The organism is Pseudomonas sp. NPDC077649, from assembly GCF_044542855.1.
In the GTDB taxonomy this organism is placed as follows: Bacteria; Pseudomonadota; Gammaproteobacteria; order Pseudomonadales; family Pseudomonadaceae; genus Aquipseudomonas.
Genome location: NZ_JBITVF010000019.1, coordinates 1 through 1,485 on the forward strand (window position 1 = coordinate 1; position 1,485 = coordinate 1,485).

General features: G+C 59.8%; 2 protein-coding genes. Both read left to right on the forward strand.

From position 1 onward, the window contains the following. Window positions 1-364: hypothetical protein (locus tag ACIGFL_RS24040; RefSeq protein ID WP_397498805.1), on the forward strand; the 364-nt coding region annotated here is incomplete at its 5' end. A gap of 194 nt (window positions 365-558) precedes the next feature. Continuing rightward, the gene (locus ACIGFL_RS24045; RefSeq protein WP_366628328.1) at window positions 559-1,197 is read left to right on the forward strand and encodes a replication initiation factor domain-containing protein; all 639 of its coding nucleotides are present in this window, start codon (window positions 559-561) and stop codon (window positions 1,195-1,197) included. Window positions 1,198-1,485: the final 288 nt, after the last annotated feature.

Consider the following 1,485-nt stretch of genomic DNA (forward strand, 5'->3'; position numbering starts at 1 on the left):
CGTCATTGCACGTCTCGCCAGCCTCCAGAACCGCACTCGTGGTTCAGTCATCGCTGAGTTGCTCGATTCGGTAGCTCCAGCGCTCATACGCACCGTTGCGTTGCTCGAAGCAGCCTTCGAAGCACCCGATCAAGTCAAGCAGGGACTACGCGCCGTTGTGGAAGGTGTCCACGACGAACTTGTGGCCGTTTCGGGCGATTCGATCAAGCAATTGGACATGCTCATGCAGCGTCTCGATGAAGGCTCAGAAGAGGGGTCAACCCCCGTCCCTGTAACACGGGGGTCAGGTACTGACTCAACCCCCCCTCCGAAACCGGTCAAAACGCGCCGGAAGCCTAGTGCCAAGCGGGGTCCAGCCAAATGACACGGTTCGATTGGTATCAAGCGACGGTTTACGTCCAAGACCCAAGCCAAAAGGGCCTCCTCTCGGCCTTGCTTAAGGCGTGGGATTTGTCCGATTTCGCCCCCGACAGGGGTATGCATGGATACACACACGGTGGACGAATCAGCAGGGGCTCAACGAAGCTCTGTACGCTCTGGTGGGGTGGTAACCCTGGGGTGAACATCACTGCAAGCTCTACCGAAGCTCCAGTGCTCGCACAGGCGCTCAGAGGGCTAAATATCACCTACGGTGTCACTCGGGTTGACTCGTGTGCTGATTGGATCGAGGAAGGCGCGTTCGACTCGCTGTCGGGGCATCTGATTGCATTCGCCCAGGCCAACGGGATAAGCATCGAGCAGCGCGGGGATTGGATCAGGGGGCAGGCTCGCACGCTCTATCTCGGCTCGCCGCAGTCGCCTGTGCGGATCTGCCTGTACGAAAAAGGGTATGAGCAGGGTGGTGACGCTCCGAGGGATTGGACTCGCCTCGAAGTTCGGGTGCGCCCTAAAGGTGAACATCGCATGGCCGTTGCCGGTTGGGAGTCGGATGACGTGTTCTGTGCTGGCTGGGTCGCTGATGCTCTAGCCGTCCTTGGCTGGGACGACCTCAAGAAACGTGCTGTAGGCACCGTATGGCGGCGCTCTGACGCTGAACGCTCACGTATAGCCCTTTGCAAGCAATACGGAGGGATCATCGCTGAATGGGCGGCAGAACTGGGTGGCTGGGATGCGCTCCCGCAAGCCATGCGGGCACTTATTGACGACAAACCATCGCAACCCATTGCTGCCGGGTCTGGGCGGCTGGTTGATGTCTAGCGCGCAGCGCAGAAGCAGCCAGGCGACCGGGCGCGGCCACCAAGCGTAGCGCGGTAGAACGCACAAAAGGTGTCCACCTGATTGACAGGTACACACCCAGCCACCACACTCCGGCGATAAGTGTCCACCGGAGAAGATTCATGCCCACGCTCAAACCGCGCGTTCAAGTCACGCTTGAACCGCAGACGCACGACGTCATTGCACGTCTCGCCAGCCTCCAGAACCGCACTCGTGGTTCAGTCATCGCTGAGTTGCTCGATTCGGTAGCTCCAGCGCTCATACGCACCG